The organism is Caballeronia sp. GAWG1-1 (assembly GCF_023631465.1).
In the GTDB taxonomy this organism is placed as follows: domain Bacteria; phylum Pseudomonadota; class Gammaproteobacteria; order Burkholderiales; family Burkholderiaceae; genus Caballeronia.
This window is the reverse complement of record NZ_JALQDB010000032.1, coordinates 108,976-134,397: the sequence shown is the minus strand read 5'-3', so window position 1 is coordinate 134,397 and position 25,422 is coordinate 108,976. Positions and strand designations below refer to the sequence as shown.

20 protein-coding genes are annotated in these 25,422 nt (G+C 61.0%); 9 read left to right on the top strand and 11 right to left on the bottom strand.

Features of this window, described 5'->3' with window-relative positions; translation table 11 throughout:
• Positions 1–41: 41 nt before the first annotated feature.
• The 4 genes from NCT03_RS21825 to NCT03_RS21810 all read left to right on the top strand — a co-directional run bounded on the left by NCT03_RS21825 (position 42) and on the right by NCT03_RS21810 (position 5,446).
• Positions 42–1,712 carry a purple acid phosphatase family protein gene (locus NCT03_RS21825; RefSeq protein WP_250493878.1) on the top strand — a complete coding sequence of 557 codons (1,671 nt, stop codon included), beginning with the start codon at positions 42–44 and terminating at the stop codon, positions 1,710–1,712.
• Between the two features lie 284 nt (positions 1,713–1,996).
• Positions 1,997–4,219 (top strand): TonB-dependent receptor, encoded by a 2,223-nt coding sequence (locus tag NCT03_RS21820; RefSeq protein WP_250493877.1) that lies wholly within the window; start codon positions 1,997–1,999, stop codon positions 4,217–4,219.
• Positions 4,220–4,279: 60 nt separating this feature from the next.
• The gene (locus NCT03_RS21815) at positions 4,280–4,966 is read left to right on the top strand and encodes a Fe2+-dependent dioxygenase (RefSeq protein WP_244831132.1); all 687 of its coding nucleotides are present in this window, start codon (positions 4,280–4,282) and stop codon (positions 4,964–4,966) included.
• Positions 4,967–5,065: 99 nt separating this feature from the next.
• Complete coding sequence (locus NCT03_RS21810) at positions 5,066–5,446, top strand: TraR/DksA family transcriptional regulator (protein WP_250493875.1); 381 nt, start codon at positions 5,066–5,068, stop codon at positions 5,444–5,446.
• A gap of 11 nt (positions 5,447–5,457) precedes the next feature.
• Here NCT03_RS21810 and NCT03_RS21805 read toward each other — a convergent pair whose 3' ends face one another.
• The gene (locus tag NCT03_RS21805; protein WP_250493874.1) at positions 5,458–6,342 is read right to left on the bottom strand and encodes a LysR family transcriptional regulator; all 885 of its coding nucleotides are present in this window, start codon (positions 6,340–6,342) and stop codon (positions 5,458–5,460) included.
• A 144-nt stretch (positions 6,343–6,486) separates the two neighbouring features.
• Between NCT03_RS21805 and NCT03_RS21800 the strand changes: the two genes are divergently transcribed.
• From NCT03_RS21800 to NCT03_RS21790, 3 genes are all read left to right on the top strand, one after another.
• On the top strand, positions 6,487–6,954 hold the full coding sequence (locus NCT03_RS21800; RefSeq protein ID WP_250493873.1) for a cupin domain-containing protein: 468 nt from the start codon (positions 6,487–6,489) through the stop codon (positions 6,952–6,954).
• 172 nt (positions 6,955–7,126) lie between these two features.
• Positions 7,127–7,666: an ester cyclase gene (locus tag NCT03_RS21795; protein WP_250493872.1), complete on the top strand. Its 540-nt coding sequence runs from the start codon at positions 7,127–7,129 to the stop codon at positions 7,664–7,666.
• 70 nt (positions 7,667–7,736) lie between these two features.
• Positions 7,737–8,663 carry a LysR family transcriptional regulator gene (locus tag NCT03_RS21790; protein WP_244831127.1) on the top strand — a complete coding sequence of 309 codons (927 nt, stop codon included), beginning with the start codon at positions 7,737–7,739 and terminating at the stop codon, positions 8,661–8,663.
• 18 nt (positions 8,664–8,681) lie between these two features.
• Here the strand turns inward: NCT03_RS21790 and NCT03_RS21785 are convergent, their stop codons facing one another.
• From NCT03_RS21785 to NCT03_RS21775, 3 genes are all read right to left on the bottom strand, one after another.
• The gene (locus tag NCT03_RS21785; protein WP_250493871.1) at positions 8,682–10,529 is read right to left on the bottom strand and encodes an FUSC family protein; all 1,848 of its coding nucleotides are present in this window, start codon (positions 10,527–10,529) and stop codon (positions 8,682–8,684) included.
• Positions 10,530–10,685: 156 nt separating this feature from the next.
• Positions 10,686–11,474 carry a COG4705 family protein gene (locus NCT03_RS21780; protein ID WP_250493870.1) on the bottom strand — a complete coding sequence of 263 codons (789 nt, stop codon included), beginning with the start codon at positions 11,472–11,474 and terminating at the stop codon, positions 10,686–10,688.
• Between the two features lie 76 nt (positions 11,475–11,550).
• On the bottom strand, positions 11,551–12,135 hold the full coding sequence (locus NCT03_RS21775; RefSeq protein WP_244831124.1) for a 4'-phosphopantetheinyl transferase family protein: 585 nt from the start codon (positions 12,133–12,135) through the stop codon (positions 11,551–11,553).
• 424 nt (positions 12,136–12,559) lie between these two features.
• On the opposite strand from NCT03_RS21775, the gene NCT03_RS21770 reads away from it, so the two are divergent.
• Positions 12,560–13,222, top strand: coding sequence for a response regulator transcription factor (locus NCT03_RS21770; RefSeq protein WP_250493869.1), 663 nt, complete (start codon positions 12,560–12,562; stop codon positions 13,220–13,222).
• Positions 13,219–14,535 (top strand): ATP-binding protein, encoded by a 1,317-nt coding sequence (locus NCT03_RS21765; RefSeq protein WP_250493868.1) that lies wholly within the window; start codon positions 13,219–13,221, stop codon positions 14,533–14,535. Before NCT03_RS21770 ends, NCT03_RS21765 begins: the two co-directional genes overlap by 4 nt.
• A 154-nt stretch (positions 14,536–14,689) precedes the next feature.
• Here the strand turns inward: NCT03_RS21765 and tssF are convergent, their stop codons facing one another.
• From tssF to NCT03_RS21730, 7 genes are all read right to left on the bottom strand, one after another.
• Positions 14,690–16,543, bottom strand: a complete 1,854-nt coding sequence (tssF, locus tag NCT03_RS21760) for a type VI secretion system baseplate subunit TssF (RefSeq protein WP_250493867.1) — start codon at positions 16,541–16,543, stop codon at positions 14,690–14,692.
• Positions 16,540–20,106: an ImcF-related family protein gene (locus NCT03_RS21755; protein WP_250493866.1), complete on the bottom strand. Its 3,567-nt coding sequence runs from the start codon at positions 20,104–20,106 to the stop codon at positions 16,540–16,542. Before NCT03_RS21755 ends, tssF begins: the two co-directional genes overlap by 4 nt.
• Complete coding sequence (locus NCT03_RS21750; protein WP_250493865.1) at positions 20,087–21,367, bottom strand: KPHS_23130 family T6SS system protein; 1,281 nt, start codon at positions 21,365–21,367, stop codon at positions 20,087–20,089. The genes NCT03_RS21755 and NCT03_RS21750 overlap by 20 nt, the downstream gene beginning before the upstream one ends.
• The gene (locus tag NCT03_RS21745) at positions 21,367–21,627 is read right to left on the bottom strand and encodes a PAAR domain-containing protein (RefSeq protein ID WP_250493864.1); all 261 of its coding nucleotides are present in this window, start codon (positions 21,625–21,627) and stop codon (positions 21,367–21,369) included. Before NCT03_RS21745 ends, NCT03_RS21750 begins: the two co-directional genes overlap by 1 nt.
• Before the next feature lie 3 nt (positions 21,628–21,630).
• Entirely contained in the window at positions 21,631–22,185 is a 555-nt protein-coding gene (locus tag NCT03_RS21740; RefSeq protein ID WP_250493863.1) for an XAC2610-related protein, read from the bottom strand.
• Between the two features lie 213 nt (positions 22,186–22,398).
• Complete coding sequence (locus NCT03_RS21735; RefSeq protein ID WP_250493862.1) at positions 22,399–23,010, bottom strand: hypothetical protein; 612 nt, start codon at positions 23,008–23,010, stop codon at positions 22,399–22,401.
• Complete coding sequence (locus NCT03_RS21730) at positions 23,007–25,421, bottom strand: M23 family metallopeptidase (RefSeq protein ID WP_250493861.1); 2,415 nt, start codon at positions 25,419–25,421, stop codon at positions 23,007–23,009. Before NCT03_RS21730 ends, NCT03_RS21735 begins: the two co-directional genes overlap by 4 nt.
• Position 25,422 lies beyond the last annotated feature (1 nt).

Sequence of the window (25,422 nt, the reverse complement as noted above, 5' to 3'; positions counted from 1 at the left end):
GGACACATCGCGTCCTGATCAAACGAGGAGACGGCCCGTCCATGGTAACGAAGAACCCGCAAGACTCCGCATCTATTGCATCGCGCAGAGGCTTTCTCAAGCTCGCCGGTGCGTCCGGCATAGCCACCGCGGCCAATGTCATGAGCGCGACGGCGAACGCGGCATCGCCCGGCCCGGATGGCACGCCCGAACAAGTGCATCTGACTTGGGGCCAAGACCCGACGCGCGAAGTCGTCGTGAGCTGGGCATCGCTTGCGCAGGCCGTGCATCCGCGTGTTCGCATCAGAACGCACGAAGGTCATGCAAGCGTGATTCACGGCGTACAACGCACTTATACCGATGGTCTGAACGGCGAGATTGTCTGCACGTATCATGCGCGTCTTGGCGACCTTCATCCGGACACGACGTATCACTACGAAGTCACCGCCGATAACGACAGCAACGCGGCCCAGCCTTTCAGCGCGAGCTTTCGCACGGCGCCGCGCGGCCGTCGCAAGTTCCGCTTCACGAGTTATGGCGACCTCGCGACGCCGAACACGGGCTGGGTGTTGTCGTCGCCGCAAAGCCGTTTCGCGGTGCAAGCTGTGGAACGTTTCGACCCGCTCTTTCACTTGCTCAACGGCGATCTCTGCTACGCGAATCTCAACGCCGCTCATCAGCCTGAAGTGTGGCGCGACTTCGGCAATAACGCGCAGGTCTCTGCCGCGAATCGTCCGTGGATGCCTTGTCCGGGCAATCACGAAGTCGAGTTCAACAACGGCCGCCAGGGCTTCGATTCCTATCTCACGCGCTACACGTTGCCCGACAACGGCACGCAGTTTCCGGGGCGCTGGTATAGCTTCCGCGTGAGTTCGGTGCTGTTCGTTTCGCTCGATGCCGACGACGTCGTGTATCAGGATGCCGCCGCATTCGTCGCCGGTCCCGCTCCGCTCGTGCCGGCCGCGAGCACGGGCAATCCGGCCATCGAACCGGGCACGTCGTTCTACATTCGCGGCTACAGTCAGGGCGAGCAGACACGCTGGCTCGAAAAGACGCTGCGCGATGCGTCGCGCGACGACGACATCGACTGGATCATCGTGCAGATGCATCAGGACGCGCTGAGTTCGTCGAAGACGGGCAATGGCTCCGACAAGGGCATTCGCGAAGCATGGCTGCCCTTGTTCGACCGATACGGCGTGGACCTCGTGCTGTGCGGCCACGATCACGATTACGAGCGCAGCCATCCCGTGCGCGGTTGCAATCATCACGCAGGCCGCGATGCGACGACCGGCGAACGCGTCGACACCTTGCAACCGCGTCCGGTGATGACAGCGCATCGCGCGAACGATCCTATCGATACTTCGCACGGCACGGTCCATCTGATTCTCGGCGGCGGCGGCACCAGCGCGCCGCTCGACGTCTACGGCACGGACGCGGGCACGGGCAATCCGCAAGCGCAGGTCTTCACGAAACGCAACCGGCCCATTCCGGGCGCGACGGCGGGCACGTTCGTGCGTCCTGTCGCGGATGCGGTGGAAGACGCCATCTGGTCCGCGCAACGCGATACGGGCACGGGCTACGGCATCGCCGTTTTCGATTGCGATCCGGGCGAGCATGGCGGCAAGACATCGATCACGATGAACTACTACCACGCGCCGGGCGCGGACCAGACGCCCACTGCGGACTACGAGTTGTTCGAAACCATCGTTCTCGAAAAAGGATGCCGTCGCTGATTGGCCGGCATTCATGCCCGCAGCGCCCGCGCGTTGCGGGCGTTTTGCTTCTTACGCATCTAGTACAGGCACTGTACGCACCCTTACAATCGCCTGACCATTTCGGAAAAAGTTCCCTGGAATTGTGAAATTCTTTCCAAATATTTCGGCCTTTGTGTAATGATAGTGATTCGCATTCACCTGAATTAACGGCTTATTTTTGATTCGTGGATGCCGAGCCAAGAACAAGTCAATTGCGCATGCGTCAGCGACACGCATGCGGTCGAAAAAATTTGAGGAACGACATGTTGAGGAAAACACCGCTTGCCGCGGCGTTGGCCGCGCTTACCGTTGCGCCGATTGCGGCGCCGCTTTACGCGCAAACCGCCCCGCAAGTGACGCAGACGACCCAGGCCGATGCCCCGGTGAGCAACGCATCCGCACCGGAAACCGCCGCGCTGCCGGCGGTCAAGGTCACGGGACAGGCCGATCAGCAAGCCGACTTCCAGCCGGAAGTCTCGAGCGTCGGCGCCAAGGTTCCGACAGCGCTGCGCGACATTCCGCAGGCCGTCGTGGTCGTGCCGAAGGCAGTGCTGCAATCGCAAGCGGTGAGTTCGTTTTCCGACGCCTTGCGCAATGTGCCGGGCGTGACCCTCGGCGCGGCCGAAGGCGGCCAGATCGGCAACAACATCAACCTGCGCGGCTTCACGGCGCGCACCGACATCTATCTCGACGGCTTCCGCGACCGCGGCCAGTACTATCGCGATACCTTCAATCTCGAATCCATCGACGTGCTGTATGGCCCGTCGTCGCTGTACTTCGGGCGCGGTTCCACGGGCGGCGTCATCAATCAGGTCAGCAAGCAGCCGAACCTGAAGCCTCGCGCCGATGTTTCCGTGCAAGCGGGCACGCACGACCGCTATCGCAGCACGGTCGACATCAACCAGCCGCTCACGGATACCTCCGCGTTCCGTATCAACGCGTTCGGACAGGATCTCGGTTCGACCCGCGATCAGATGAAGAACAAGGATTACGGCGTGGCCCCGGAAGTGAAGTTCGGCATCGGTACGCCTACGCAGGTGACCTTGTCCGCGCTGATCCAGCATAACTACGATCAGCCCGACTATGGCATTCCGCCGCTGAACGGCCATCCCGCGCCGGTCGATAGGAAAACCTTCTACGGCTTCACGGACGACCGCACGATCCAGGACGTGCAGACGGTGAACGCGCGTGTGGAACATCGCTTCAACGACATGTTCACGCTGCGCAACCAGACGCAGTTCAGCCACTACAGCACCGAGGCGCGCGCGACCAACGCAGCGGCCGTGCTGACGGGTCCGCTCGGAACCTCGACCGCGCTTGCGAACGGCAACTACACGGCACTGCCGCTGTCGTCGCTATTCGTGCGGCTGCAGGGCAAGGACCGCAACATCAACGATCACTCGGTCTATAACACGACCGATCTTCAGGGCAAGTTCGCAACCGGCTTCCTGAAGCACGACATGCTCGTCGGCGTCGATCTGAGTCACGAGACCTACAGCAACCAGAGCTTCACGGCGACCACGCCCGGCCTGCCTTCGAATACGCTCGCCATCGTGCCGCTCGTCGATCCGGCATACGTGCCGCGCCCGGCGAATTATCGTGAAGTCGCGACGAATCTGGCCGAATCGAGCGCGAACGGCATTGGTCTTTATTTGAACGATACGGTGTCCATCGGCGAGAACTGGAAGTGGATTGGCGGTGTGCGCTGGGACCGCTATGAAGCGTCGATCAACAATTCGATCAACGCGCCCGGTTACGCCACGCAGACCAACTTCTTCACGAGCGTGCGTACCGGCGTGGTGTGGCAGCCGGCCGACTGGCAATCGTATTACGTGTCGTACGGGACGTCGTTCAACCCGTCGCTCGAAGCACTGACGCTCACCAACAATCAGCAGAACACGCCGCCTGAAAAGAACCGTTCTTACGAGGTCGGCTCGAAGTGGGACTTGCTGAACGGCGGCCTTTCGCTGACGCAGTCGCTCTTCAACATCGAGAAGACCAACGCTCGCACGCAGGTTTCGACCGGCGAATACACGCTCGATGGCGACGTCCGCGTGCGCGGTTATCAGTTGGGCGTCGCGGGCCACATCACGAAGCAGTGGCAGATGTTCGGCGGCTACACCTACATGGACGGCACCGTGCAGAAGGCGCTCGACGGCACGACCGGCAACACGCTCGCCAACACGCCGCATCACATGCTCAACTTCTGGACGACCTACGACTTCACGCCGGCATGGCAGATCGGCGGCGGGCCTTCGTATGTGTCCTCGCGCTATGCAGCGAACAACAATCTCGTTCAGGTGGGCGGATACGTGCGCTGGGACGCGATGGCCGCCTATCATCAGAAGCGTTACGATATCCAGTTCAACGTGCTGAATCTGACGGACAAGCGTTACTACGACGCGCTGATCCCGTCGGATGGCGGACGCGCGGTGCCGGGCTACGGCCGCACCTTCCTCGCGACGTTGAATTACCGCTTCCGTTGATGTGCCTGCGCGCGCCACGCCGAATCAAGGCGCGGCGCGCGCAGTTGAAAAGCCAGAACGATGATCCTCTCCATACCCGGCGTTCTCACGCCCGAAGATGCCGCCGCCATGCGCGCACGGCTTGAAGCCGCCACGGACTCATGGGTCGACGGCCGCGCAACCGCTGGCTATCAGGGCGCGCCGGTCAAACATAACCGGCAGATCGCGGAAGGCTCGCCCATTGCGCATGAAATGGGCGACGCCATCGTCGGCGCGCTCGAACGGCATCCGCTCTTCATCAGCGCGGTGCTGCCCAATCGCGTGTATCCGCCGCTCTTCAATCGCTACGAAGGCGGCATGCACTTCGGCAGTCATGTCGATGGCGCAATCCGTATCGTGCCGGGTCATGGCGCACGCGTGCGTACCGACGTCTCCGTCACGCTCTTCCTGTCCCGTCCCGAAGACTACGATGGCGGCGAACTCGTCATAGAAGACACGTATGGCGTGCAGGAAGTGAAATTGCCCGCGGGACATGCGATCGTTTATCCCGCGACGAGCCTGCATCAAGTACGGCCCGTGACGCGCGGCGCACGCGTGTCGAGCTTCTTCTGGGCGCAAAGCCTCGTGCGCGACGACGCTCAACGCGCCCTCCTCTTCGATCTCGACAACTCCATTCAACGCCTGAACGCCACGCAAGGCGATGAAGCCGCAAAGCGAACGCTGGTCGGCTGCTATCACAATCTGCTGCGCATGTGGAGCGAGACCTGAGCGGCCCTGCTTTTGTAGGAGCAGGGCCACGAACAAGTTGCCTTGACAATGCCGACTGCCGAAGCGTACGTTTGATGAACACTTACTCGAGGCACCATCATGGCCACCGACGAAAACGGCTTGAGTGACGAGTTCATCGCAAAGCAGCGCGAACGTCTGGAAGCATTGCAGCGCGAATTGCTCGGCAACGAAGAAGACACGATTGCGAGCGAGCGAAATCTACAGGAAGAACAAGGCGCCGAAGCCGAGGAATACGAAGACGACGCACAGCGACGCGAGCAATACATATCGAATCAGGCACTGCGCAACGTGAACGACTTGCGTATCGCCGACATCCAGCGCGCGCTGCAAAAAATCGAGGAAGGCAGCTACGGTCTTTCCGACGAAAGCGGCGACCCCATTCCCAAGGCGCGCCTCGAGGTCATGCCCGAAGCCATTCTCACCGTCGCCGAGCAGAGCAAGCGCGAAACGGGCCATTGAGGCTTTGCGCGTCAGGCACTTGCCGTGAATGCTTCGACCAACGCGCGTACCCGCGCGGGCCGCACACGCGAGCCCGGCAGCACGAGATTCACGGCAAGCGGCGCGGGGCGGCAACTCGCCAGCACTTCGACGAGCGCGCCCGCCGCGAGATACTGACGCGCGAAGAACTCGGGCATCTGCGCAAGGCCGATACCGAGCAACGCCGCCTCCGCCAGCGCCTCGCCGTGACTGATGCGAAACGGCGCTTGCGGTTCCACCGATACCTTTTCTCCGTTCTCGATGAATTCGAGCGGCCGGTCGCGCCCGTTCGTCGGCAGACGAAACGCAATCAACGTGTGATCTTCGAGGTCCCTCACCGCGCGAATTCTTGCGTGCCGCGAGAGGTACGTCGGGCTCGCGCACAACACGAGCGCCTGCTCGTCGATCTTTTGCGCAATCAGCGACGAGTCTTCGAGCTCGCCGAAGCGGATCGACGCATCGAGTCCTTCGTCGGTGAGACTCACGCGTCCATCGGAAAGACGCAGATCGAATTCGAGTAGCGGATAACCTTCGCGCAGACGCGCGAGCACCGGCAACACGACACGCACGCCATAGCCTATCGGAGCGCCAATGCGCAGCACGCCTGCGGGCTCGTCGTTGTCGCTGACAGAGTCCAGATCGAGCGCTTCGATTTCTTCGAGCAAGCGCGCGCTTTTCGCAAACAGCGCGCGTCCTTCTTCGGTGAGCGTGACGACGCGCGTGGTCCGGTGAAAAAGCCGCGCCCCGAGATCCTTTTCTAAGCGTGCGACGCTTTTCGCCACGGATGAAGGCGCAAGCCCGAGTTCACGTGCTGCTTGCGCAAAGCTGCCGTGGCGCGCCACAGCAGAAAAATTAACGAACTGGCTGAGATTCTTCATGGCGTCATTCGCGACAGATTAGCGTGAAAGACGTGGCACGGCTGCCCCCAATGCATGGCCGATATTCGCTTAGAGTAGCGCGGTGAGAGCGATTTCGGCTCATGTCTCATTAGTATGTCATACGAACTATATGGAGAATTTTGCATGTTCATGTTGAACGATAACCCGGTCGAATACGATTTCGGCGGTTCCCGCGCTCGCCTGCTCGTGTCCGGCAATCATACGGACGATGCTTACTGCATGCTGGAAATGTTCTCGCCTGCCGGACGCGCCACGCCCATGCATCGTCACGAGAATGAGGAAGAGACGCTGCTGATGCTGGAAGGCGAACTGGATGCCATCGTCGATGGTACGCGGCATCGCTTGCTGGCTGGCTCGACCGTGGTGCTGCCGCGTGGCTCGCAGCATCAGCTCATCAATTCCGGGGCGCAGACAGCCCGTTATCTCGTGATCTGCACGCCCGCAGGCTTCGACCGCTTCGTCGATGCTTGTGCCGATGCGCAAAGCGGCCAGGTCGTCCCGCACGACCCGACCGACGCGGACAAGGCCCGCATGCGCGAGGCCGCGTCGCGCTTCGGCATCACGCTTTATCCGCCGGCCGCGAAGGCTTGAAGACGCGCGGCACTTTTTGGTTTCGCTGAAGAATCATTCAAGAGGCAGACCCATTATCAAGCGACATCGAGGAACGCAGAATGGCTTTCATGCAAGGCGCATTGCAAGCAATAACCGAAGTCCGCGTTGCGCCGCGTAAACCTCATACGAACAGCCATTCACGGAGAACATCATGTCGCTCTTACGTATTGTGTCCGCTGCCCTTGGTGCAGCACTTGTTGCAAGTGCGCTGCCGGCGTCCGCCGCCGACAGCCTCGTCGAGCCGCAGACGCTTATCGTCGACAAAACTCTGTCGAAGCAGCAGGCGGCGCGGCAGATTCACGCGGCCCGCACCTACGACACGTTCTGGACCACCGGCGACGAAGCGCAGGCACGCGCCGCGCTCGCCGACGACTTCACGGACCGCACGCTGCCGCCCGGCCGCCCGCAGGGCATTGCCGGCCCGCTGGCTGCATCGAAAACGTTTCATGCAGCCGTGCCGGACGTCCTCGCTTCGGTCGAACAGATGATCGTCACGGGCGACCGCGTCGTCACGCATCTGCACTTCACGGGCCATTTCACCGGCACGTTCAACGGCGTGCAGGGCAACGGACAACCGGTGGATTTCATCGCGACCGATATCTACCGTATCCGCGACGGCAAGATTACCGACAATTGGCATCTCGAAGACAACCTCGCTTTCCTGCAGCAACTTGGCGTGGTGAGCAAATAAGGGCGCGGGTATGATACCCACGCGCACCTCGGCGCGATCGTCCCACCTACCAAACCTGGAGCGGCAGCGCGTGGATAACCTGGGTGACATCCGGCTTTTCGTCGAAGCAGCGGCGCTCGGCAGTCTTTCGGCGGCCGGCCGCAAGCTCGATCTATCGCCGGCTGCGGCCAGCGCGCGGCTCGTGCGACTCGAAAGCGCGCTCGGCGTGCAACTCTTCGAGCGCACCACGCGCAGTCTGAGACTGACCGACGAAGGCCGCACATACCTGTCGCACTGCCAGCACGCGCTGCAAACACTCGACGACGCCCACGCCGCGCTGCACGCCGGACGCGCCGTGGTGAGCGGCAAGTTGCGCGTCTCGGCCACGTCGGATTTCGGCCGCCATGTCCTCACGCAATGGCTCGACGCCTTCAACGAGATGCATCCCGAGGTGAGCATTGCGTTGGTGTTGTCGGACTCGCTGTCGCATTTGCTACTCGACGATATCGACCTCGCGATACGTTTCGGCGTGCCCGCCGACAGCACGATGATCGCCAAGCGCATGGCGCCGAACCGTCGCACGCTATGCGCGTCACCGGCTTATATCGAGGCGCATGGCAGGCCAGAGAACGTCGCGGCGCTCGCTCGGCATCGCTTCATTTTGCTGAGTTCAGCTGCTGGCGTGGCGAACGAATGGCGTTTCATGCGGGATGCCCACAGCGAGAATTTCACCGCTCCGCTCACGCATGCACGCGAGACGAACGATGGCGCACTCGCGCGGCAATGGGCGCTCGAAGGACATGGTGTGGCGATGAAGTCCATATGGGACATCGGCGCGGATCTGCAGGCTGGCAGGCTCGAGGTTCTGCTGCCCGAATGGCGTTGCCCCGACACGCCCGTGCATGCGTTGTTTCAGCGGCGTCAGTACATGGCGCCGCGCGTGCGTGCGCTGCTCGATTATCTGAGCGCCAAATTCGCGGATGCGACGCGAGACCTCGCGCCTTATCTCGACAATTAACCGCACGTGTCGTCTGCCTCAATGGAAGCCGATTCGCGCCCGTAACGAAGCAAGCGTGCGCCACGTGACGGAGATATCGCGGCTGGCTTGTGCATCGCGAATGCGTGACGCAAGCAGCGCGACGGCGCCATCGAGCGAGACGAGCGCATCGCTGGTGCGGGTATCGATAGGCAGCGTGTTACGTATCGGCCGTGCATAACGCGCGCGTACGCTTTCCAGCCGCGCCATCACCGAGCCGAAGCTGTGTTCGCTGCCTGCATCCTGTCGCGTATCGGAGCGCTCGCTGAGCATGGCGCGCACGTTGTGGACGCAGCACTGCAAGGCTCCGGCGATCTGCTCGTAACGCGGCTCCCAAACAAAGACGCGCTGCGGACGCAATGCAACGCGGAAGTCGTGCCATTGACGATCCAGCGCTCTGACCGCGGCGGCGGCCCGTCCCTGGTTTTCATCCGCATTGGCTGAAGCCGCGCTCACGCCTTCGATCAAGGCATCGACCACGCCGACGAAGCGCGCCTCGATATGGCTCGTGGTATCGAGCGGCTTGACGGTGAACGCGGCGATCAAGGCGGCGAGGCATCCTATGGCCACTTCTTCGATCCGCAGTTCGACGAGCGGTTGCACGGCAAGGCCGAGACCGCCATAGACCAGACCCACGAGCACGGTGATGAAGAACACGCCCGGCCCGTATGCGCTCATGATGAAGTACGCCCAACCGAAAACGCAGAGCAGCATGGCGGCTGCAATCGCGGCGGGCTGATCGTGCAGACTCGTCACCAGAAGCGCGCTGACCAGTCCGCCCGCGAGTGTTCCGGCAATGCGCTGCATGGCGCGATACAGCGTGTCGCCGCGCGAACGCGTACCGAGGAACACGACGAACACCGTGATGACGGCCCAGAACCAGCGCTCCGACGACAGCACGTGACCCGCGAGCATGGCCATCAGCGCTGCCGCGCCCGTGCGCAAGGCGGGCAGCCACGAAAGGCTCGTGCGTAGCTGGCTCATGTCGATTCTCTTGCGCGGCGGCGGCGCGTTCTTGCGCTTCGAATCCGTCGTCTCAATGCCTTCGAGCTTCGCAATCGCCGAGCGGAAGGCGCTTTCGCGTGCGGGGCGGCTCGTTGCATCGAAGACATATTGGCCTGCGGCGACTTCGAGTTCCACGAGCGCTTCGCGCAGCGCGCCGGCTTCGTCCGGGTCTAGAAGCGCGAGCCGGTCTTCGAAGGCGATGGCCGCTTCGTTCATCGAGGACAGCGCCGTGTGCATGCGCCCCGCGCGGTGCGTTTCGCGGAGCACGTCTCTTGCGCGCAAGGCGACGGTGCGAATCGCCAGTTGTATCGCGGCGATACGGCGTTGCGGCACGATTCCGCGCGCGACGCACACGATCACGCACGGCGCCACCATCGACAGCGCGAGAATCGAGCCAGCCTCGTTCGCCGATGGATGCAGATACACGCCAAAGTAAAAAGCCACGATGCCGATCAGCGCGCTGCCAAGCGCTCGAGGTCCGCAAGCCTGCACCAGCATGCCGGCGAAAAGCAGCGCGATGAACACCGCATCGGCGACGAACGGCACGGCATCGAGCGCGGCCGCCGTGGCGAAGCTCGACACGGCGACGAGATAGAGGGAAGAGAGGGAGACTAACCAGCCGCGCAGCGTGTGATCGCGCAAGAACAGCGGGGCGATCATGCAGAACAGCACGGCTAGTCCGGCAACCACCGGCGGTGACCCGAATCGCGCGGCCACTTCGATGCAGATGAAGGCGCTAATCAACGTGGCGAGCGTCGCACGAAGCGCCGTGACGAAGCGCGCGAGGCCGGGATCTGCTACGAGCAGCCGGTCAGCCGCTCGTCGAAAGACGATCGCAATCATGGGTCGACATCCGGTCGGAGATCGGACACGGCTTTTGGCCGGCGCCGATGCAAAGGGACAATGCCGATTCATCGTCGGCCGGGATCGCCGGCACTCGGACAAATACGGGTTTTCCCGGATGATAGCGCGTCAAAATTCTTTTTTGCGTGACTCAGATCACGGATACGCCGCTGCCTTGCGCTTATCGACTCGATCCGTGATCCACACAGCCGCGACCATCGCCACGATGAGAACGACCGAAGCCGTGAAGCGGCTGAAAGCAAGTCCACCCTGGTCGATGGGTTTATCGAAGAAATCGCCCAGCGTGGCGCCGAGCGGCCGCGTCAGCACGAACGCGAGCCAGAAGAGCAGCGTGTGGGAAATCTGCGTAAAGAAGTACATCAGGCACACGGCAAGCAGCAGCGTGCCGAAAATCAGCGCGCTCACTTCGTAGCCGAGGCCGAGACCGCCGCGATCGTCGCCTGCGAGCCAGTCGCCGACGGCGGTGCCCAGCGTTTGCGAGAACAGGATCGTGATCCAGTAGAACCATTCGGCGCGCGGTGTGGTCACGCTCGACACCGCGACCGTTCCTTCCACGCGATACCAAAGAAAGATGCACAGCACCAGGCACACGACGATCAACGAGACGCCGCCCGGATAACCGAGCCCAACGGAGCGATCGGCAAAGTCGGCGAGCGTGGTTCCGAGCGTCGTGGTCGCGACGATGGTGATCCAGTAGAACGACGGATGGAAGCCCTTCGCCCGCACCTGCGCCATGACGAAGCCGACGAACAGGATCGCGAAAATCGCGGAGCCCACCAGATAGCCGAGATTCAGCGACATCGTGACCCAATCGCCGCCCGTCTCGCCGAGCGTCGTCGCCGCGATCTTGATGAGCCAGAAGCCGAGCGTGACGGCCGGCACCTTGAGGTCGTGTCGGTCCTGCGTTTCCGTATTGATTTGCATGTCGAAGTATTCCATGAGAGCCGTGAGTCTCCGCAGAATAACAATCGATTCCTTAGCGGACGCTTAGCGCCGTTGGTCAAATTGCATCGAACGGACGCTCCCAGCCAAACGCTCGCACGCGTTCGAACGGTCTTTCGAGCACGACAGCGCCACGCGCTTCGCCCGGCAAGAGCAGCGGAAGCGTATGCCACGTCGTCTCCTGCGCGGCCCGCTCTTGCAGCGATCGCACCTCACCGCGTTCCGCGCGCGCTCGTGCGGCTGCGAACAAATCCTTCGTATCGCGCGGCGCGAACAGATTCGGCGCTATCTTCAGCCCTACTCTGTCAGCCGCCATCGCAATGACGATCCAGATACCGCAATAAGCGATGTCGACGCCGACCGACTGGCCATCGCGCAGATTCGCCACCACGATGCGTTCCTCGGGCCCTTCCTCCAGCTTCACTTCGTGTTGCCGGCACGCGAGCACCCCGGAAAGCAGCAGCCGAAGCGTCGCCCGTCCGACGCCGAAGCGCCGTCCCACCGCCGCGTTTGGATGAATGCGCGCGCGTTTGCGCTCGGCGACCGTGAGCCAAAGACCGACGTTCGATGCGGACACGAAGCGGAATTCGGTAGGCACGAGCCAGAGCGCGAGTTCGCCCGGCGCGGGGAGCCGTTCGAACATGACATTCGATTGCGAGAGATCGTAATGTTCCCAGGCCAACGGGCGGGCGAGAACGGCGGACGGCGGCCGTCGCGGGGCTTTTTTCGTGGGCGCGGTGGTGGTCATGTCTGTCTTATGGGCGAACGGGCGGGCGATGATTCCGTGCAGAGCGACACCGTTGCAGCCGAGACTTAGCTCAAGCTTAGGATTGGCGGCGATGCGGGTTTTCGCGGATGGCATGGCCCATCGAGCAAACGATTCGCCTGGTCTTTTATTCCTAAGCACCAGCTAAGTCTACGCTTCGAGACTTCAGACTCAGTCAAGAAGACGCATCCTCCATGCCGATGTCCCCATCCCCCTTCTCACTCGGTGTAAAGTCCCTTGTGCCGCCCTTTTCGCAGATGTTTTGCGCGCGGGGGCGAAGGTGAGCCCACGGAGAAATGGCATGAGGGTGTTGCTGGTCGAGGACGACCGCATGATCGGCGAAGCTGTGCAAGACACCCTCAAGGACGGCAGCTACGCCGTCGACTGGGTGCGTGACGGCCGGCTTGCGTTGACGAGCCTGGAAACGCACAGCTACGACGTTGCCCTGCTCGATCTGGGCTTGCCGGGCAAGGACGGCATCGACGTGTTGCGCGCGGTGCGGGCCGGCGGCAATCTGGTTCCGTTACTTATCATCACCGCGCGCGATGCGGTGGAAGAGCGTATTCGTGGCCTCGATGCAGGCGCGGACGATTACATCCTCAAGCCCTTCGAGATGTCCGAACTGCTCGCGCGGATGCGCGCCGTGGTGCGGCGGCGCAGCGGTCAGGCGGCGCCCGTCATGTCGAACGGCATCATCTCGCTCGATCCCGCCACGCGCGAAGTCACGGCCACGGGCAACGTCACGCGTCTGTCGAGCCGCGAGTTTGCGTTGCTTCAGGCGCTCATGCTGCGCCCCGGCGCCATTCTCTCGCGCACGGAACTCGAAGACCGCATCTACGGCTGGAATGAGGAAGTCGAAAGCAACGCCGTCGAATTCCTGATTCATTCGCTGCGCAAGAAGCTCGGCGCGCAGGCGATCAAGAATGTGCGCGGCGTGGGCTGGATGGTCTCGAAGCAGACATGAACCGTTCGCTCCAGTTTCGTTTGTCGGCATGGCTGTCGGTGTTGATCGTGGCGATTGCGCTCATCGGCGGCTTCATCGCGTTCAAGACGGCTTTTCACGAGGCGAACGAGTTGCAGGACGGGCAGCTCAAGCAGATCACCGCGCTCGTGACGCCGCGCAGTCTCGCCGTCATGCGGCGCGAAACGCTTGCCGATGTGCCGGGTGTGGACTTCGCATCGAAGATCGTGATTCAGACACTCGATGAACGCGCGCCGCTCGCGCTCTCCGCCGACCTGCGGGACGGCCTTCAGTATGCGAACGTGGCTGGCCTGCGCTGGCGGATCATCGTGAAGACGCTCAAAGACGGCGTTCGTGTCGTGGTCGGACAGAAGACCATGGGGCGCGACGAGATCGCGCGCAACAGTGCGCTTGCCACCGTCATTCCGTTCGGCACGCTCGCGGTGGTTTTGCTCATCACGCTTCATTGGCTCGTGCGCCGCATGTTTCGTCCGCTCGCGCTTTTGGCGGGCGATCTCGATCAGCGTCCCGAGCACGATCTCTCGGCGCTCACGGAAGATACGGTTCCTTCCGAGATCACGCCGTTCGTCGTGGCGATCAATCGCCTGCTGATCCGCGTGGATATTTCGCTGGCGATGCAACGCCGCTTCGTCGCCGATGCCGCGCATGAACTGCGCTCGCCGCTAACGGCGCTTTCGCTGCAAGCCGAGCGCCTCGACGCCTCGGAAATGCCCGCCGCCGCGCGCGAACGATTGTTCTCGTTGCGGCGAGGTCTCGCGCGCACGCGTGCGCTGCTCAATCAGTTGCTCACGCTCGCGCGCGTGCAGGACAAGACCGTGGGCAAGCCGAGCAGGCTGCGTGTACAGGAAGTTTTTCGCAACGTGCTCGAGGATTTGATGCCGCTTGCCGAGGCGAAGCGTCTGGACATCGGCGTGTCGAGTACGGAGGATGACGTGGTGATCGACGTGCCCGAGGCCGAGCTTTCGATCTTGCTGAAGAACCTCGTCGATAACGCCATCCGCTATACGCCGGAAGATGGGCGCGTGGATTTATCGGCCGGCGTGATCGATGGCCGCGCGTTCATTCGCGTGGAGGACTCCGGCGCCGGCATTGCGGCGGAAGAAAGGGAGCGTGTGTTCGATCCGTTCTATCGCGTGCTCGGCACGGATACCGAAGGCTCGGGTCTTGGTTTGTCGATCGTCGCCACGGTGGCGGCGCGGATCGGCGCGGAGGTTGTGTTAAGGGATGCGGAACCGCATGGGCTGGTTGTGGTGGTCAGGTTCGCGGCGGAAAGGGAAGTGCGGAGAGCGGCTTGAAGCGGTCTCTCACGCAAGTACGGACAGTGTGCGACGAAGCCGTCGTCTACCGGCAGCGCCACGCCACAATTCCAGACAACACAGGTATTGTGCAAGCCGCCGGCAGACGACGCGGGCGACGACCGTAGTGATTGACGCGCTGCGGTAACGCGAATCAAAATGGCGCCCCCTCGAACTCCATCACCGGATACACGGTCTGCTTACCCTCGACGTCCAGCACCAACCGCATCGCATGATGAAAACTTGCATAGCGGCCCACGAACCGGCTTAGCACATCACCGAACAGCGCTGCGTCACCCGGCCCGTCGAATGCCCTAGCGTCGAGGCGCACGTACACGCGAACCTCGCGTCGCATATGTCCTCTGCCCACCGACTCATGCTCGGCCAACCACACATCTTCGATAGCATCGATGCGCCGCTGAGTACTGTCGTCAGGCGACCAGTCGTAAAGCTCCAGCGCCTCGCGAAATGCCGGTGCGCCCACCATCCCGATCATGTTCAATTCATTCGCGCCGCCCGCCGTGAAATGACCGAGCAAGCGCCAGTCGTACTCCGGGTGATGGCGCGGCGGATACAACGGCAGCGTCGGCGCGCTCAGGTTGCGCACCGACGCGATACCGGTAAAGCCCGACACTGTCTCGGTGATCGTCGCCTCGGAAAGCGCCATGCGCGGCAAGCGTCCATTGTTCGCCAGTGCCCTCACCGTCAGATGGCGATCCGGTTGCGGACGGTTCTCATCGTGCGCAGCGTCCGCGTGGAGACGCTCCCACAACTGCCCGGATAGCGTCAGCCAAAGCTGCCGGCCCGCCACGCCCAAACGCATCGACGTATGGAAATAGCGCTCTGGCTTCTCGTACTGCAGCGTCCAGCCGCGATGGCGAAAGCTCGTGAAGGCGCTATATGCGTGACGTGCGCTGTCCTCCGGATCTGCGGCGGTCACTGCGAGCACGTGATACGGCTCGACGTGCCCCGCCGCGCCGGGTTGAACGCGATGTTCGCGATCATGCCAGTCCGTAGGTCGCAGCGGCAGCGCATCCACTTCGAACAGGTTGATCACTGGTGTGCAGAACAGACGGAAGCTCTTGCGACACACCGGATAATCGCCCGGTACGCGCCCGCTCAGTTCGATTTCAAACGTCATCTGCGATTCGCCCGCCGGCAGCATCGAGGCGTCGAAGCCGCACAGATCGACGAAGTGAAATTTTTGCGGAAACACGAAGTATTCCAGCAGCGTCTGCTCGCGATCCAGGGCTCGGTCGCGCTCGGGCTCGGTGACCGGCCACAGCCGCGTAGTCGGGCCAAAGCCCGCCCCTTCGAATTGAACGCCCTCGAGCGGCTGCAACTCGCCATTGCGCACCGAAGGCAAGCGCAGGCTAATCGAGGTGACCTGACGCGTTAGCGCCGCATAGAGCGCGGCCGCGGCGGCCCGCTCGCCGTGCAGATACAGACGAATGCGCGACAGGTCCGTCGCCTCACGTTGTTCGCTCAGCCACAACTTGAATGTGACGCGGATGACCGTGCATCCACCATCGCGCACCGCAACCTCCGCGTCCTCGACTGAGAGTGGCAGTAGCTGGACGGCCTGCGTCGTGCGGTAGAGACACTTTATCTGATCGGGACCGACAGGCGCCGAGCGCACCACGGCACCCGCAGGAATCTGCACCGCGCGCTCGGTGCCGTGTCCAAGCGGCATGCATTCGATGATCGACAGCGAGGGAATCGCCCGCGCCGCATGCTCGTACAAATTGTCGATCAGCGCTTCGGTGAATTCCGGACCGCCATCGTCGAGCTTCATGCGCAAACGCGCCATGAGCAGCGCAAAGCCCTCGAAGGTGGCGCGCACGCTGTCGCCCACCTCGCCGTAGCGCATACCCAGACGACGGGCAGCATCAGGATGGGCCTTGGCAAACTCGCCCGATGCGGCGCGCAAATAGCGCATTTCCGCGTCGAAGTATTCGAGAAACGGATTCTCGTGCTCAAGCGCGGAATGCTTCCAAGGCGCGGTCATGGTCGCATCTCCGGCGGCAGAGGTGGCAAGGACAGTCCGCCGGCGGGCATCATCACACCCTTGCCGACGAGAAACACGCGCTGCGGCATCTTGAAGCCGCGCAGCTTGAGCAAATCGAGCGGCCCCGCGCCGACCTGCGCTTTGAGGTCGTACTGCAGAGGAAAACCGTTGCCTTGATTGAAGGTCAGCTCATAGGTGGTGCTGTCAAGCGGCTTGACTTGAGCAGTAGCGAGCAAGCGCAGCCATGCCCAGTCACCGTTGGCGGCGAAAGCAATGCGTGCTCCCGCGTCGAGCGACTCCCACGTCAGTTGTACACGGCCGTTCTGGCCGCTGGAGCCGCTTTGCCCGATCGCCGGCCACTCAATCGAGGTATATGTCTCCAATTGATTGAAGTACTCGATCTTCGCGCCGTCGATGCTCAGGATATTGCGGGTGACGTCCGGATTTGGATGCGGCATGAGCTGGAACCGGTAGCTGGCATCGCCCTGCGCGTACAACTGCGCGCCGAGCGTCGACAACTGGCGCAGTGCCGAGAGGAACTCCGGATCGAACTGCAATGCTTGTGGCGCGAGTTCGTTCGGCGCCCACGCATTGCCTTCAGGCTGAAGCGTGCCTGCGAGCTGTGTCGTCACAAAGCGCGAGATCAGTCCGGTGTCGGGCTTGATGTAGCGACCCAGCTCGGCAAACGAGGCATCTGCGTCGGTGTCCGAGAATGGGTAGTGCCCGTTGAAGCTGCTCGCAAACGGCGCGGCGATCGACAAGCGCCACGCCTCGTTCAAACTGGCCGCGGCCGGCTGCAGAATGGTTTGCCACGCCACGTCGAGGGGCCGCGAGAACAGCGCGTCGCCGAAGCCCGACCATTGCGAGCCAAGGCTTGCGGCAGTGAGCGCGGCATCGTCGCGTGCCTGCGTGAGTTCCGAGAGCTTGCCCTGAAACACCGCCTGCGCCATTTGACGCGCCATGGCCTGGGCGTCGGTGCTGGTGGCGATTTGCTGCAGCTTCAGGCGCATGGTCGTGGCCACCGTCAGGAAATGCGCGAGGCTCACGCCGCTGAAGTCGGCGACGCTTTTCGTGGGCTTGCCGTTCGACTTGCTGGCCGTGCCCGTCACCACATCATCGCCCATCAACGCGAGCAGCGGGCCGAAAGATTTGTCCAGCGGATCGACTTCCTGAGCACTCGCGATGCCTGTCTTGTTGCCGATCAGGTCCTGTGCTTTGCGCACTAGCGTGTCCGAGAGCGCTTGCGAGGGACGTCCCGCCTGTGCCTGATACTGAACCGATTTCATCAGCGCAATCAGCGGCGAGGTCTGCGCATCGGTCAAGCGCGTGAGCTGCGTGATCGCGCTGCTTAGATTGGTCGCATTCTGCCATTGCAGGCTGTTCAGCATCGCCTGCCACGCGGCGGTATAGCTTGCGAAATAGCGCGCGCGCAGGCGCTGCCTCACTTCCTCGATGTCCTGATGCGCTTCGAGCGCCGCGCCCGGCACGCGCGCGGCGCGTTCGTCGGCGAGCACCCAGTCGGCCGCCACGCGCCCTTCCTTGGCGGCCTTGTCGATTGCCTCGCCGATCATGCCGTCCCATGCGGCGCGCGTGTAGATGCCCGGTACGGTTTGCGTCGTCGTGAATAAGCCGCGTGCGTCCGCTCCGTTGATCAGCGTCACGAGCGACATATCGGCGTATTTGCCCTTCGCCTGCTCCAGCACGGATTGGTAGAGCGTGTCGTCGGAGTTCTGCAGGCCGATCTGATTGACGAGCATGTTGCGCGCGGCTTGGGTCAGATCATCCGATGCATGGAGTCGCCATTCAGGATGCGCGCGCAAGTGCGACGCGTAGAACGACGCGAGCCGTTGCGAGGTGTCGAGCCATTCGCCTGCGCTCATGCCGGCGATTGCGGGCCACGTGGTCGGCAACTGCTTGGCGAGGTAGGCAGCGTCTGCATGTTGAGGCTGCGCCAGCATCAGATACGTTTTGAGCGCGTCGTAGTCGTGCTGCTGTTCTTCGGTGCTGGGCAGTGCGTCGGCGCGAGACTGAGCGAGTTGCGTGAGCGTGGCTTCGAGTTGATGGGCGGACGGATCGCGCAGGTTGCGTATGGCCACGGTCTGATACGGTTGCCAGAGCGCGTCGAGGAGTTCATCGTTGCGCGCGAGACCCGCGCGCAGATGCCACGGTACGCCATGATCCCGGCGGTATTCGAGCGTCTCGATCTGCTGCTGCAGGGCGAGTTGCGCACGCATTGCCTGTGGCGAACCTGGCGCTGCCTGCAGAGCCGCCCACGCGGTCGCTTCGGCATCCTTGATTAGCGCGTGGTTACCGAGGCCCGAGACGACCAGCGCGACCGCCCATACCACGGCCCCGGTTAGGACCGCCATTGCAACCGCATCGCGCCAGTACAAGCCCGCGCGCCGGCCCCGATAACGGGGCGCCCTGGCAGCGATCTCTTTCCATACCGGAAGCAACGCGGCTGGCTGCTCGCGCGTAACCGTCATTACCTGCGGAGCATCGGCAGGCTGATCCGGCGTGGCGTTTGCGTCCTCGTCCCCGACCGGTATCGGTACCGGTACGACAGTTGGCACCGGAAAGACCGGCGCGAACATGACGCCTGCGAGCGGCGCACGCAGCCAGTTCGACGAGGCAAGCGTACCCAGGGTCGTAGCAATCCGCGCGGCATGGTCGCAAACATACTTCGAGATTTGCATCAACCATATCGCCTTCTCGCGCGTATGAAGGCTCACGCCCGCGTCTGCCGACCTCCACTGAACGTGGTCGAGCAAGTCAGGCACGCATTCGGCGGCATGCTGCGCCTGCCTGCGCGACTCGTTCGGCATGAAGGCGCCGATCGCTTCGAACCGTTCGGATGGACGACCCTCGGTCTCGACCGGGTGAAGGAACGTGATGGGCGCGGCCCAGCCGAGCGCGGTGGCAATCAACGAGAGCGTGCGGGGCAGGTCCGCATCGGGCTCGTCGGCATTTGCGACGTGGACCAGACCATCGACCGGGCGACGACTACGCAATCTGCGTATCTGGCCGAGCCACTTCTCTTTTGCGATACCGTCCGGCGCGGCGTGAACGAGGACGGTCTCGTCGACGTGTATAACGCCTGCCTGCTTGAGTCCCGGTGCGACCTGATCGACCCGCGTATCGCTGCCGTCGACCATCAGCCAGCGCAGACGGCTACGCCAGAACCTGCCATGCGCGACGCGCATTTCCTCGGCCACGCGTTGCAAGCGTGCGTCGTGCTTGAGCGGCTTCGCCGTCGTGGTGCGGTCGCCGGTTTCGAAGCGAAACAGTCTGGCGGCCCCAGCATATGCACCCGTCGATACCGAGAACAGATGCGCGATCACGATGACGACTAGCCCGATTGGGATGCCGATCAACAGCCGCATGCGGGATGCGCCATCCGCGATGTCAAAGCGGCCATTCCCGAACCAGATCAGCAGAAGTGCCGCAATGGCGAGGACGAGCGCGGCGAGGGGCATGCCCCAGATCGCCACGCGGCTTGGAGCCGGGTTACTGGCGACGGCGTCGGGTTGCATGTTCTGCAGGTTATTTTGGGGAGTCGTCATGCGAGGAAGCGTTGGTGTTTTCTGCGGGTATGACGTGGAGGATGGCCGACTGTAAGCCATCGACAACAAGTTTCGGGCCGTCTGTGGCGCCAGCCTCTATGGCAGCTGCAATCGCTAGCAGGCCGTTTGCCGCGCCCACGTTGCCGACAATACGATCGAGCCGGTGCTGTGCAGCGTCCTTCGATGCGGTCTGAAAACCTGCGGCAGCGAGCGCGCGGTCGCTGTGTTCAACGGGGCGCGTGATCCACGCGCGTGTCACCGCTGTGGCCCTGGCCTTGCCCCAAATGGTGGCATTCGCGAAGCCGTATTCAGCCCCACCGTCGATTGCTTGGACGGGCCGGTGCAACACGGCCTTGTGGCGGACTTCCGGCGGGAGCCTGAAGTAACCGGGATCGAACAGCACTGCCGCACACCCTTCGGCACAGCCTTCGTCGATGCCCTCGTCGTACCATGCTGCGGCGACTGCGAGGAGCGGACGACTCTCGCGCGCGTCGAGCCAGCCGTCGGCCACCAGCAGGCCGTCGGTCGCGGGGACGGCCTGCACCTCGAGCGGCGGAAGCGCATCCAGCCGCAACGCCTCCCGAACATGAGCCACATACAGGCCCGCTGTCTCTGGCGCGGTCAGCACGCGTACCTGTGGCCAGTACTGCTTTTCATATCGGGTCAACGCCCGGAGACTTCCGGCCAGCGGTTCAATCGCGACACGGATCATCTGGACAGCGGGAGCAACCTCGATCAGCACACCTGCGTCGTCGCCCTCGCTTCCCTCTTCACCGACCAGTGCCGGCCCGGACAGCAACGGGTCATGGTCCTCAAAGCGGTTGCATGAGACCTTACCCGAGCCATGTCGGGCGCTCTGCAACTTCAGGAGCGACTGTCTACCTGCAAGAGCTTCGGCAAGGGATTTGCCCGTCAGTGGTAGGCAATACCCAGCATCAACGACATGCAGCGGGCGCTGTGCGAACCTTATTTTTTGCGCTAGCCAGAGGGCGCGATGATGGTTGAGCCAGTACGCGCGATACCACAGCACCTCGTAACCCGCGCGTGCGAAGCCAAGCAGGACCAGGAACACGCCGTTCGGTGCCCCGGCTACCCAGCTCAAGAACGCGAGGCCACGCGCAGGCTCACCCTTCGGCCACGCAAGCAGCACAAATACCGGCCCGAACACGTTAAATACGAACCACGTTGCCGCCCATGGCCAGAAACGCATTCTCGGCGGATACCCGCTGGGACGTCCGGCGGGAGAGAGATCGACCGGCATTACTCGACGCTGAAATTCATCAGCGACGAGAGCAAGCGGCAACCGCACGCGCAGCGATAATGATGGAGGGCGACCTCTTTGCCGTCGCGATCGGGAAATTTCGCATAGCCCTCGTTGATAGTGGTCGGTCCGTGCTGCTCGCAGATCGCGTCGTCGCCCTTTCGGGCAAGCGGGCGGCCCATCACCTCAAACCACGGCGAGCCGCCTGTCACTTCGCCGCCGTGTTCGAGTTTGTCGCCTTTACGGATAGGGGTTTGCATAACTTAGTGCGCCAACTGGCTATCCACGGGCGAAATTTTCGAAGAAATTTTTTTACCATTTCGAAAACGATCGATATAAGCATATCCCTGCCCATTGGTCGGATCGCAATAAGTCCCTTTTCGCTCCACGAGAGAAATATTCCCATTCGAAGAAACAGAATAGTGCTCCTCCCAATTTTCACAAGAGCTTTCATGGAAGCACTGCCCGATTAATTCTTTGTTCTTTTCGTCAACACTCAAACACGGAACATCGCTGAGACGCTTATTATAAATATACTCGTCCTTCTCTTTTGAATACAAATAAACGTCATAGAATTCCTGATTCGCCCCGCTATCTCTAAGCATCACAAAATCAGCATAACCATTGAATGTTAAGTCAATAAACTTCGCATCTGATTCCATCGCTCGATTTTTCGCGGATATCATCTGGCTTTTTCCGCGCGGCGTAGTCACGAACGCATGACCATTTGATAGGGTCACGCTTGGCAAATTTTCTGCCATCACAGCGCCGCCAAGCAAGAAAAACAATGCTGCGCAGACATATTTTCGGATCGCCATAGTTCATCCAGCTAATTACCTAACTCACAATATGATTTTTCACTCTTTCCGAGAGTATGCCCACAGATCGCATCGGCGCCCTTTCGGACAGCGGCGGCCCGTTACCTCGGACCACGGAAAGCCGCCTGTCACTTCGCCGCCGTTCCTTCGCTGAGCAAACGTCAACGCACGCAACGAGCACAGCCAAAATTGAAGCAATAGCTAAAAATACCCTCATTTAACGCTATTTTCGATTGAATTGAAGATTTCAATTCCTCGAAGCGCCTCAGGAATCCGATTACTCTCTTTTTTACTAAGTTTAAATTTGACAATTTCGAATGAGAAACAGGTTAATTCGTTTTTATCGGGGCATATCAAAAAATAGTCTGGAATTCGTTGCTTTCGCTGATCACCGTAAAGTGCATTGACGTAAGCGATCGTTCCATTCCATCCTTTACCTTCATATTTTCTCTGCCACGCTACTTCTCGCGCATACCGACCACCAGAATCTTCCAAAGCAATCTCGTCGGAAGCCGTAGTTTTTTTTAAGCTTTTCTGCTCTGATACTTCCGCTTTGGTCGTCAGGCAAGCAAATGTTAACTTCCCGTCGACATCCCTCTTCGATGGTCTTATCGCTATATAAAAGTCAATCGAAATGGTGTTTTCATTGACTTTTGATGATGATTTTGATACGCGATTTATAAGATTTTTATCCAACTGATATCGACACTGCGTTCCCAAGGACGAAAGATTTTTTTTCAAGTCACCGTCATCAACCATCGATGCCGCGCGTGCGGTTCCGGTGACTAAGGAAAAAACCACCCATAGCAGAGCTATTCTTCTCATGCGACGCGTCTCCTTTCAAAGTTCTCTGGCCACGATACGTCTTCCTGATTTTGTCCTTTGAAGAGAGTAACATCAGTCAAGACTACCAACGCATTAACAAACGACGTTGACCGGTCGACAAGTCCATTCATATTTGGTGGATTTCGGCCGGTCGCACCCGGGTAGTTAACTGCCGTTGCGCAATTCGTGAAAGATTGGTTGTAGTACCAGACTTTGATTCCTGAATTTGTATTGATCGTCCTTCTCTCATTTATAGAAGGAAGATCGGCATACTTGTTCGCACTATCGACCTGGGGAAGTGATGGATTGTGTCCCGTGGGTGCTGATTTATTGGACCATACCCAATATGCACCTGCACTATGGCTTGCATGGAAAGCGTCTCTCCCGATCTCGTTACGCCACAGCAGCTCTTGCGGCCCCGTTGGCAGCGTTGGATTCCGGCCTATAAATTTGAAATATTTATAGTAGTTGTTATTCCCGCCCCCCATATTTCCGCCAGGATTAGTTAGCTGAAGAAAACCTCGCCCAAACCAGCCATTATGTAAGTCCGTCGCATTATCGCTACGATTTCCTTCCGTGAGATAGTGAAACCAGCCGGTTTCTTGCGTTGCGTTCCCAATAAAGCAAGCTCGGCGAATGGGGGTATTGAGCTTGAATTTCCTCATCGAGTTATTCAAACTAACGCCAAAATTATCGAGCACAGACGCGGCGGATCCTAGGCTAGGTTGCTCCCACACGCCCGAATTCATAGAGCTATGCGACCCCGGCTTCCTGATCACGAAGGACGGAATGAGTTGAAGCATTTCTCTCTTGCTCAACCATCCGCATTTCCTGAAATGCCGAATAAATGCCAGCGGATGAAAGAACCAAAGTTGCTCCCCCGCAAGCGGCGTCTTGTCCAGAAACTGGAACTTGCTCAAAAAATTGGTGAATTTGGCGTACCCATCAGGGTTGGTGTCTTTCTGCCTCCCAAAAAAACCATATGGATCGTTCAAGTCCTTGTAGCGTTCTTCGTTGTTGGACGAATCCCACTCGCTGCGTGCTCTGAACACCATCCCCCGGAGCTTTGCGTCCACACCCTCCGTGTTCTGTACATAACTGGCAAGCTGTAGGTCAAGCGCATTGTTATTGTGCGGATCGGCTTCGAGCGGTTGCGCTGACGACAGCGAATCCTGGATGCCGGTCAGCTGGCAAAGCGTGGCGTGATCACATCGTCCGGCGTCGCTGAACGGCGTGTTGTCGCCATCGACCTTTTGCCAGCCCGTAAAGAATGGAAAATCCGCGTCGGACAGCTTCTTGATGGCATCCGGGGCGATGTTGATATAGCCCAGTGTGCCGTTCTCGTCAAACGGCACCGCGAGCCAGGTGGCACAAGCCGCCCCGGTCAGCGTTCGATGGTCCGACAAGATGCGTCCAAACCGCAGCATCTCATAGCCATCGCTCGGGCACGCCGGATAAAGGGCCATCGCGCGCTCATACATGTCATATTCGTAGTGTTTTTGGGCATTGTCATATGGGTCCGCAACGGGCGCGGGCGTGAGCAAGGTCACGTTGCCACTGCCACCCTTATCGATCCACACGCGCGTAAAGCGCTGCCCCTTGTTGAACCATGCCTCGACATAGAGCGTATCGCCTGCACCAAGCGAGCCGCCTGGCACGCGGGGAAACCACATCTCATCCGTGCCTGCCGGCTGCGGATAAAACTCCTGCGGGCCAGAAATCACGAAATAGCTGTGCCCCCAGTAGTCGCCCGTAGTCGGTTGGGCCGGTTCTTTTACCCCGATCTGTACCTTCTCGAACCAGGCCGTGAAATCGGCGTCCGTCATGAAGATTTCGAAGTGCAGATGTGCCACGCCCTGATGCTGGCCAACGTAGCCAAGCATGTCCTTGCGATACACCTTCTTCGTGCCGCCGATCTGGACCACGCCGTCCTTGCCTCCTCCCGTATCGAGCAACCACCTGGGTAAGGCGTTCGCCGAGCCAGTCTCCGGCGGATCGTTAGGTTGGGGGACAATGTGCTCCTGGTTGGTGATATCCAGCAGGTGCATGTAGAGCGAGTAGTACGTGATCGTGCGCCCGTCGCCCGTGTCGGTCTTATGCCGCAGCAGGACGAAGCCAGCATTCGAGTTCAGCACCGGCTGCCCGGTCGTCGTATCAGTCGTGCCATCCGAGATGGCGTTCCTGCAGATCCGGTATGCAACGACTTCCCCATCGGCGATCGCGCGGACAGGTTCCGTCTGCTCGCCCGCATTCAGATGGATGGCGCAATGAGAACGCCGGTCGAAGGTGACTGGCCAGGCTCCGTGATGACCGATCTCGAACCGGTCGATGAGGTCCATCATGGGGTCCGGGTTCGACGCGTCGCTGGTCGTCAGGCCCGACGCCGGAAGAAAGGGAGGGCTGATGATCATG

Excerpts from the sequence above, each read along its gene's own strand:
- NCT03_RS21825 (WP_250493878.1), top strand. The coding sequence starts at position 42 with ATGGTAACGAAGAACCCGCAAGACTCCGCATCTATTGCATCGCGCAGA.
- NCT03_RS21820 (WP_250493877.1), top strand. The coding sequence starts at position 1,997 with ATGTTGAGGAAAACACCGCTTGCCGCGGCGTTGGCCGCGCTTACCGTT.
- NCT03_RS21815 (WP_244831132.1), top strand. The coding sequence starts at position 4,280 with ATGATCCTCTCCATACCCGGCGTTCTCACGCCCGAAGATGCCGCCGCC.
- NCT03_RS21810 (WP_250493875.1), top strand. The coding sequence starts at position 5,066 with ATGGCCACCGACGAAAACGGCTTGAGTGACGAGTTCATCGCAAAGCAG.
- NCT03_RS21805 (WP_250493874.1), bottom strand. The coding sequence starts at position 6,342 with ATGAAGAATCTCAGCCAGTTCGTTAATTTTTCTGCTGTGGCGCGCCAC.
- NCT03_RS21800 (WP_250493873.1), top strand. The coding sequence starts at position 6,487 with ATGTTCATGTTGAACGATAACCCGGTCGAATACGATTTCGGCGGTTCC.
- NCT03_RS21795 (WP_250493872.1), top strand. The coding sequence starts at position 7,127 with ATGTCGCTCTTACGTATTGTGTCCGCTGCCCTTGGTGCAGCACTTGTT.
- NCT03_RS21785 (WP_250493871.1), bottom strand. The coding sequence starts at position 10,529 with ATGATTGCGATCGTCTTTCGACGAGCGGCTGACCGGCTGCTCGTAGCA.
- NCT03_RS21780 (WP_250493870.1), bottom strand. The coding sequence starts at position 11,474 with ATGCAAATCAATACGGAAACGCAGGACCGACACGACCTCAAGGTGCCG.
- NCT03_RS21775 (WP_244831124.1), bottom strand. The coding sequence starts at position 12,135 with ATGTTCGAACGGCTCCCCGCGCCGGGCGAACTCGCGCTCTGGCTCGTG.
- NCT03_RS21770 (WP_250493869.1), top strand. The coding sequence starts at position 12,560 with ATGAGGGTGTTGCTGGTCGAGGACGACCGCATGATCGGCGAAGCTGTG.
- NCT03_RS21765 (WP_250493868.1), top strand. The coding sequence starts at position 13,219 with ATGAACCGTTCGCTCCAGTTTCGTTTGTCGGCATGGCTGTCGGTGTTG.
- tssF (WP_250493867.1), bottom strand. The coding sequence starts at position 16,543 with ATGACCGCGCCTTGGAAGCATTCCGCGCTTGAGCACGAGAATCCGTTT.
- NCT03_RS21755 (WP_250493866.1), bottom strand. The coding sequence starts at position 20,106 with ATGACGACTCCCCAAAATAACCTGCAGAACATGCAACCCGACGCCGTC.
- NCT03_RS21750 (WP_250493865.1), bottom strand. The coding sequence starts at position 21,367 with ATGCCGGTCGATCTCTCTCCCGCCGGACGTCCCAGCGGGTATCCGCCG.
- NCT03_RS21745 (WP_250493864.1), bottom strand. The coding sequence starts at position 21,627 with ATGCAAACCCCTATCCGTAAAGGCGACAAACTCGAACACGGCGGCGAA.
- NCT03_RS21740 (WP_250493863.1), bottom strand. The coding sequence starts at position 22,185 with ATGGCGATCCGAAAATATGTCTGCGCAGCATTGTTTTTCTTGCTTGGC.
- NCT03_RS21735 (WP_250493862.1), bottom strand. The coding sequence starts at position 23,010 with ATGAGAAGAATAGCTCTGCTATGGGTGGTTTTTTCCTTAGTCACCGGA.
- NCT03_RS21730 (WP_250493861.1), bottom strand. The coding sequence starts at position 25,421 with ATGATCATCAGCCCTCCCTTTCTTCCGGCGTCGGGCCTGACGACCAGC.